Source organism: Peribacillus sp. FW305-BF15 (assembly GCF_058783805.1).
This window is the reverse complement of the sequence record NZ_JBYSYV010000055.1, coordinates 1-7,915: the sequence shown is the minus strand read 5'-3', so window position 1 is coordinate 7,915 and position 7,915 is coordinate 1. Positions and strand designations below refer to the sequence as shown.

Below are 7,915 nucleotides of genomic sequence, written 5' to 3'. Positions count from 1 at the left end.
CCGAACACGGCAGTTAAGCTCTTCAGCGCCAATGGTAGTTGGGGGTTTCCCCCTGTGAGAGTAGGACGCCGCCAAGCCATTTAAAAAGATCAGCCATCGGCTGGTCTTTTTTTGCGTTAAGAACAAATTATGGAGCCCTGTTATATATATAGAAGCTGTTACATCACCATTGAAAGGGGCCAAAATCGAAAATTGTTCATCCTTTTAAATTTAAACCGTTTCGACTATCGTAACTTAGGATATAAGCGAGATATTAGTACTGCCTGCTTAAACAATGGGTTATTAAAATCGAATTGCAAATAACTGGATAATTGATATAAATAAGCAGCAGTACATATATTTTAGCTAAAAAGAAATTAATTCAGAAACTGGTAACTAAAAATGTGGGGAATATCAAAATAGAAGGAAGCCCTCATAAAGGATAAAATAATTGGTGCCTCTGCAAATAAAAGGTATTCTACCAACTTGAATGAACACTAACGAATACAAGGCAGGGCTGAACTTTAAGGTAAATGAGAGCCAAAATGAGACCTTCGGAATTTAAAAATAATGAGTATGAGGAAATGCTCTATGGTCATTAAGGACTGCTTCATGAGTTTGACACAATTAAATTAGCGCAGTATAATAATCCAGTAGAACGATATACTAAATAAATTTAACTAATTTACGGTAGCATAAATGTTTTTTCAATACTTTTCTAATCGCTTGCATTTAGTAGAACGATATACTAACAACAAGCACGATTAGTAGAACGATATACTAGTAATGCAAAGTTAGTAGAACGATGTACTAATTAGCTGGTTAGTCTATGATGTTTATTGTTTTATTTAGTACGTAATTATTTTTCTTGAATTTATGGTATGGGGCAAGGGGGCAACATCTGAAAGACTTAAGAATCAAATTGCATTTCGATAACTTTTTAAATAGGGGTGTGTTTCATGAAAAATCCATTTATAAAAATGGCCACAGGTTTATATATTAGCTATTTTATTTTAGGCATGATCAATATTATCATTGGATCAAATATGGAAAATTTGTCAAATCAATTAAATACAAGTGCTTCAGGGATAAGTTACTTGGTCTCTGCCATAGGAATCGGTAAGTTAGTTTCTTTATTTTTCGCCGGTAGACTGTCGGATAAATTAGGAAGGAAACCATTTGTTGTTTCAGCATCTTTTATCTACCTGATCTTCCTTATAGGCATACCTTTGGCTCCTAACTATACATTGGCATTTATATTTGCTGTATGTGCTGGTATTGCCAATTCATTTTTGGATGCAGGTACGTATCCAGCACTTATTGAGGCTTTTCAAAAGAAAGCTGGTTCCGCTACCGTATTAGTAAAAGCGTTCGTTTCAATCGGTGCCGCACTTCTTCCATTTATCATGGCGTTCTTTATAGCTAGAGATATGTTTTACGGGTATACATTCTTCTTAATGGCTGCTGTATATCTTGTTAATGGGTTTTTCCTGCTTAAGGTTTCATTCCCGGATCATAAAGCCCAAAGCCAAACTCGGAATGATGAACAAGCTGTGCCGGTTCAACAGCAATTCCTCTCAAAACCGAAGTTTGCTCAGGAAGGTTTGGCCGTCATACTATTAGGCTTCACATCAACTGCTTTATTCATGTTGGTTCAAGTCTGGCTTCCGAACTTCGGACAAGATGTATTGGGGCTAACCCAAGCTAAGGCTGTTCAATTGCTTAGTTACTATAGTATTGGCTCCCTTATTTCTGTCATTTTACTAGCTGTTCTATTGAATAAAGTAATTAAGCCCATTACCGTCATGATTATCTATCCGGTCATTGCAGCATTATCTTTATTGTCACTCATCTACATCCAGCAACCATTTATAACCGTTTTGAGCGCTTTCTTCATAGGGCTTTCAACTGCAGGGGTATTCCAATTAGCCATGACAATAATCACAGAATTCTTCCCTGCCAATAAAGGTACAATCACTTCATATGTAAACATTGCAGGTAGTTCAGCCTTTATCATCATACCTTTCATTACAGGTATCATTTCCAAGAATGCTGGGTTAACTGCGGTCTTCTTGTTTGATGTGGCAATTGCGGCAATTAGTATTTTGTTGGCCGTTTTCGTTGCCTATCGATACAAGAAGGTAATTAAAGTTTCCAATTAAACGGTCTAACCGAACATCAGTGGGGCATGAACCCTAATGATGATATTGATAAAAGGGGGAAACATCATGCAAACAATCACGATCAAAGACGTAACGATCGGAGAAGGGGTTCCAAAAATCATCGTTCCACTAATGGGGACAACGGAAGAAGAACTGCTTAAAGAAGTTGAAACGGTAAATGCGCTACGGCCGGATATCATTGAATGGCGAGTAGATGTCTTTGAACAAGTCGAAAGCTTAGAAGCCGTTTCGGATATGATTTCAAAACTTAGAAGTGCTGTTCCTAGTACTTTGCTGCTTTTCACTTTTAGAAGCCATAAAGAAGGCGGAAACAAGCAAATCAGCGATGATTATTATTTCGAACTTCTTCATACAGCAATTAAAACGAAGAATATTGATCTTGTCGATGTGGAGTTGTTTTTTGAGGAATCACCAGTGAAGGAGACTGTGAAGGTAGCTGAGGAAAATGGCGTATACGTAGTGATGTGTAACCATGATTTCGATAAGACACCAGCAAAAGAAGAAATCATTTACCGATTGCGTAAGATGCAGGAATTTGGCGCCCATATTCCAAAAATCGCTGTAATGCCCCAAACAGTTGGTGACTTACTCGTATTATTAGATGCAACTTACACAATGAAAACAGAGTATGCCGATCGCCCATTCATTACGATGTCAATGTCGGGTACAGGCCTGGTCAGTCGATTATCAGGTGCGGTGTTTGGATCTGCTTGTACATTCGGTGCCGGAAAAGAAGCATCTGCACCAGGGCAAATTCCTGTTGCTCAATTAAGAAATGTATTGGAAATCATTGATCAAAATATTTAACTCATAAATCCTTCCAAGAAGGAATTTATATAAAGATTAAAAAATCAGGGGGAATAGAACATGGAAAATCTAGGACGAATTAATGGGAAAACAGAATTAGTAGGATTGCTTGCAACACCTATCGGACATTCATTATCACCTGCCATGCATAATTTAGCTTTCGATAAATTAGGCTTGAATTGCGCCTATTTAGCATTTGAGGTTGGAAATGAAGAGCTTGAAGATGCAGTCAAAGGGATGCGTGCATTAAATGTAAAAGGATTTAACGTATCAATGCCTAATAAAATGAAGATCCTTCCATATCTTGATGAATTGGCGGACAGTGCTAAATTTTCAGGAGCCGTTAATACTGTTGTCAATGTCGATGGAAAGTTCGTAGGGCACAGCACTGATGGAATGGGATATACCCGGAACCTAAAAGAAAATGGTATTGATATTAAAGGTAAGAAAATGACTCTTATCGGTTCTGGTGGGGCTGCTACTCCAATTGCCATTCAATCTGCGCTGGAAGGTGTGGCGGAAATCAGCATTTTTGCTCGTGATGATGCATTCTTCCCGCAAGCAGAAGAGAATGTACGAATCATCAATGAGGATATGAAGCATTTAAATGTGAAAGCCAATGTATACCCTCTTGAAAATGTTGAACAATTAAAGGCTGAAATCGCAACTAGTGATATTTTGGCAAATGGAACCGGCGTTGGCATGAAACCACTTGAAGGCTTAAGTGTCATTCAAGACGAATCAATGCTGCGTCCAGATTTAATCGTAACCGATGTTGTTTACATCCCACGAAAATCTAAACTAATGGAACAAGCTGAAGATGTAGGTGCTACAGCTATTAATGGTCTTGGGATGATGCTTTGGCAAGGTGCACTAGCCTTTGAATTATGGACAGGCCAAAAAATGCCTGTTGATTTCATCAAAGAGCAATTGTTTGCAGAATAAAATGATTCCACTCTGGAGATTGCTCTCCAAATAGAGGTTTTTTCATACTCGATGTGCATCTTGTTAAATGATTAAAAAAACCTCGGAGCTAAGAAATGCAGGGCGTGAGATCCCTTGTTTTTCTTAGCGTTTTTTTTTGAAAAGTGGTTTTCATGTAAATGGATAACATAAAGGGGAGACTTCAATGTAATTACATTATGCATGAAGGTGTTATATGGGAGAAACACAACGTGATTTATTATAGGGGTGTAATAATGAAAAATCAGTATTTTAAAGCGGCATCTGGCATGTATATTAACTATTTTCTGCTGGGGATGGTTAATATAATTCTCGCCTCCAACATGCCCTCTTTAACAGAACAATGGGATACGGACTCTACTGGCATTAGTTATCTTATTGCAGCAATAGGAATAGGCAGATTACTCACGTATGGTCTCTCGGGAGTATTATCAGATAAATTTGGAAGAAAACCATTAATCATGGTCTCTTCGGTTATAATGGGCGTTTTTTTAATTGGGATTCCATTTTCTCCCTCATATGAAATGGCCTTTGTATTTGCCTTACTTGCGGGAATTTCCAACTCAGCCATGGATGCTGGTACATATCCGGCGCTAACTGAAATGTTTCCTGAATCTGCTGGTTCCGCGAGTGTTATGGTTAAGGCTTTTGGTTCGCTTGGTGCTACAATCCTGCCATTCATCATCTTGTTTCTTACTACGAACCAATTATTTTACGGGTTTGCATTTTTCGTACCGGCTGTCATCTATTTCATGAATATGTTTTTGGTGATGTCCGCTTCATTTCCAAGCAAATCCGAAGCTGTCAGTAAAGAAGAGGATTTGCATAGTAACAGGTTCATAACGGAACCTAAATTTTGGAGCGAAGGAGTCGCACTAATCATAATTGGGTTTACATCAACTGCGTTATTTACAGTTTCGCAAATCTGGTTACCGAGTTTCGGGCAGGAAGTCGCAGGGATGCAATCTTCAAGTGCAATTAAATTATTGAGCTATTATAGTGTGGGGTCACTTATTTCCGTCCTGCTATTATCCATCTTATTAAACAAATGGATTAAGCCCGTGACGGTGATATTGCTTTATCCAATGATTACTTTACTTACGGTAATCATCATATTAACGATTCATTCACCTATTGTCTTAAGTATTAGCTCCTTTTTCCTTGGAGCCTCGACAGCTGGGATCTTTCAATTAACCATTGCAATAATGACTGAACTTTTCTGGAGAAAAAAAGGAACTGTAACAGGGATCGTTGCGACGGCATCCAGTTTGGCGAGCGTCATTTTACCAATTGCAACGGGCTTGATCGCTAAGAGTGGGGATATATCGCATATATTTCTTTTTGATTGCTTTATTGCTACTATAGGAATCCTGGCTGCAGCTTTTGTATATTACCGGTATAAGAAATTGACACAGCAGCAGACCATATTTAACCATGGCTAAAAATATTGAAGGATTTACTTAAAACTCCATCTTCCGGAACTAGGATGGCGTTTTTTTTTGGACTAATGAATAGTGGATATAGATGTTTTGGCGTGATTAATGATCGTTGAGATTCCCATGTTCCAAAAGCAAGGGTGTAATAATGACAGTAACTATATTATTATTATAGTAAGAACATGATAATAATAAGTACATCAAAAATACATTCAAGATGGTGATTGAACTATGAAACAATCCAAAAAAGGGCGGGTCACGCTGCAACAGGTAGCAAAACATGCTGGGGTATCAACATCCACTGCTTCCCTTATCGTTCGCAATAACCCTCGAATATCGGAAGCGACGCGAAAAAAGGTGCTAAAATCCATGCATGAATTGGGTTATGTTTACGATAGAATTGCAGCAAATCTAAGGTCGCAGAGTTCTGATACTGTAGGTATCATTATTACCGACATATCAAATACCTTTTTTTCTGAATTCCTGATAGGTGTTCACGATGCATTGGATGAGGTCGGGTATACAGTGTTGCTGGGGACTACATTTGACTCGGTTGCCAAGCAAGATCATCTCCTTTCAACCATGATGGAACACAGGGTGGGTGGCCTGATTCTTTGTCCTGTCTCTGAAAGCTCACAAGATACAATTGAACGGTTAAATGAAATTGACACGCCGATGGTGCTTGCTGTCAGGGAACTGCCTGGAGTGAATAGCGACTATGTAGGCATAGACTATCCAGAAGGAGCCAGGATCGCCGTTGATCATCTCCTTGGAAAGGGGCATAAAAGAATTGCGCTTCTTGGTGGCATTAAGGAGTCGTCTACTTGGATCGAGAGAATGGAGGGATATCGTGAAGCCCTTTCAAGAGCGGGATTGGAAGTGGATGAATCGTTGGTGATAGATAGTGCCCCTACACGGGAGGGAGGGCTTGAGGCTGTTTTGAAAGTACTTGAGAATCCTAATCCGCCTACCGCAATTTTTTGCTTTAGCGACTTAATTGCCTTTGGTGTTATGCAAGGGTTAATGATGAAAGGAATTACTCCTGGAAAAGATATAGATATCGTTGGGTTCGACAACGTTCCAGTCGCAGAAATCTATCATCCTCCGCTAACGACCATTTCCTCATTCCCTAGACGTATTGGGAAAGAGGCAGCGAATCTCTTGTATCAGCAAATGGAAAAAATAGAACGGGAACAACAGCGAATCATATTGAATCCAGAACTGATTATTAGAGAGTCTTCCTAAAAAAGAAAAATAAAAAGGTGATTAGTTTACAGAGGTTAGGTACCGCTGTGCCCTTTTCATCTTTTCTATTATTCTTTTATTGGGAACATTGATTTACATATCAAAAAGGTTTGCCTTACTTAAGCGGTTCATAAATATCCCAGGCCACTTTCAATGAATCGACTATAAAGTCTGCCACTTCATCAACATCTAGATCATTGGTATTCACTTTTGAATGATGATAGGAGTATATTTCCTGTCTCGTGTAAAAGAGTTCTTCGATTTCTTCAAGGGACCGGCTTTGTAAAACAGGTCTACTATCAATAAGCAAGCCTATTCTCTCTTTCCAGTATTCCCAAGATAAGTCCAGGTAAAAGACAATGCAATTGGTTAAACAGATATTCCGTATATCCTCTTGTAAAAAGGCCCCGCCTCCAACTGAAATGATTTTCAATTGTTGTTGACTTAGGCTTTCAATCACACTTTTTTCTTTTTCGCGAAAAGCTTTTTCCCCAAACTTCTTGAAGATTTCCGTAGTGGGCATATTGAATTCCTTTTCAATTTCTTGATCTATATCAATAAAGTCCCTATATAATTTCCTGGCTACCTTCTGTCCGATCGTCGTCTTCCCTACCCCCATAAAGCCAATAAAAACGATACTTTGCATCCTCAAAGATGTGTTTTTATTAATCATTTATAAATCCCTCTCCCAACTATTTTTTATAATGATTAAAAGTCTTTCCTGAAATTTTTAAAATATATTTATTATAGTATAAGTAAGTAAAATTGTAAAAAAGTTTTTTAATATTTGGACAATGGAACCCTGTGTTTTAGCGGTTTAATGTTTAATAACTTTACCCGGAAGGAGCAATCCGTTTTCAGTATTCGATTGTTGCAACTAATTATTCGTTTCCTCATATATTTAAGTTGTTATTGCCATAACCTATCACTTGCATGGTTTATGGATTTTGCCAAAGGCATTACTTAGTTGAAGGGGAAGCGGTAGTTCAAATGGTTGGGATAAATGATTTTCCTGGATTATATGTTTTAAGAGGAAGACAAGGTGTGACAGGCACATTTATTCCTTATATAAGTGATTAATTCATTTACAAAAGAAAATGTATGAAATGGGTTGACTTAATGGTGGGAAAGGATTAATATAAATAAGCACCAACTAAGACAAACGCAAAACTTCATCGCTTTTGGCAGGTTGCTGAAAGAAATAATAACTATTGACTTCTTACTGTGAAAATGATAAGATGAAATGGTCGCTGAAAAACACAGCGATTTAAAATAAGTTAAAAACTTCGTAGAAGTTGACAA

General features: G+C 38.0%; 6 protein-coding genes and 1 rRNA gene. 6 read left to right on the top strand and 1 reads right to left on the bottom strand.

The window, feature by feature from the left end; translation table 11 throughout:
* The 6 genes from rrf to AC3WLU_RS26545 form a co-directional block, all read left to right on the top strand.
* A 5S ribosomal RNA gene (gene rrf, locus AC3WLU_RS26570) occupies nt 1–77 on the top strand; the annotation flags it as partial.
* An 861-nt stretch (nt 78–938) separates the two neighbouring features.
* Entirely contained in the window at nt 939–2,141 is a 1,203-nt protein-coding gene (locus AC3WLU_RS26565) for an MFS transporter (protein ID WP_057277277.1), read from the top strand.
* A 66-nt stretch (nt 2,142–2,207) separates the two neighbouring features.
* Nucleotides 2,208–2,969, top strand: coding sequence for a type I 3-dehydroquinate dehydratase (gene aroD, locus AC3WLU_RS26560; protein ID WP_283929850.1), 762 nt, complete (start codon nt 2,208–2,210; stop codon nt 2,967–2,969).
* A gap of 60 nt (nt 2,970–3,029) precedes the next feature.
* A complete protein-coding gene (locus AC3WLU_RS26555) occupies nt 3,030–3,914 on the top strand; it encodes a shikimate dehydrogenase (protein WP_492598212.1) in 885 nt (294 codons plus the stop codon).
* A gap of 254 nt (nt 3,915–4,168) precedes the next feature.
* A complete protein-coding gene (locus AC3WLU_RS26550; protein WP_063577531.1) occupies nt 4,169–5,374 on the top strand; it encodes an MFS transporter in 1,206 nt (401 codons plus the stop codon).
* A 225-nt stretch (nt 5,375–5,599) separates the two neighbouring features.
* The gene (locus tag AC3WLU_RS26545) at nt 5,600–6,613 is read left to right on the top strand and encodes a LacI family DNA-binding transcriptional regulator (RefSeq protein WP_063577530.1); all 1,014 of its coding nucleotides are present in this window, start codon (nt 5,600–5,602) and stop codon (nt 6,611–6,613) included.
* Nucleotides 6,614–6,728: 115 nt separating this feature from the next.
* Here AC3WLU_RS26545 and AC3WLU_RS26540 read toward each other — a convergent pair whose 3' ends face one another.
* Nucleotides 6,729–7,286: a shikimate kinase gene (locus AC3WLU_RS26540; RefSeq protein ID WP_057277282.1), complete on the bottom strand. Its 558-nt coding sequence runs from the start codon at nt 7,284–7,286 to the stop codon at nt 6,729–6,731.
* Between the last annotated feature and the right edge of the window lie 629 nt (nt 7,287–7,915).

Excerpts from the sequence above, each read along its gene's own strand:
- AC3WLU_RS26565 (WP_057277277.1), top strand. The coding sequence starts at position 939 with ATGAAAAATCCATTTATAAAAATGGCCACAGGTTTATATATTAGCTAT.
- aroD (WP_283929850.1), top strand. The coding sequence starts at position 2,208 with ATGCAAACAATCACGATCAAAGACGTAACGATCGGAGAAGGGGTTCCA.
- AC3WLU_RS26555 (WP_492598212.1), top strand. The coding sequence starts at position 3,030 with ATGGAAAATCTAGGACGAATTAATGGGAAAACAGAATTAGTAGGATTG.
- AC3WLU_RS26550 (WP_063577531.1), top strand. The coding sequence starts at position 4,169 with ATGAAAAATCAGTATTTTAAAGCGGCATCTGGCATGTATATTAACTAT.
- AC3WLU_RS26545 (WP_063577530.1), top strand. The coding sequence starts at position 5,600 with ATGAAACAATCCAAAAAAGGGCGGGTCACGCTGCAACAGGTAGCAAAA.
- AC3WLU_RS26540 (WP_057277282.1), bottom strand. The coding sequence starts at position 7,286 with ATGATTAATAAAAACACATCTTTGAGGATGCAAAGTATCGTTTTTATT.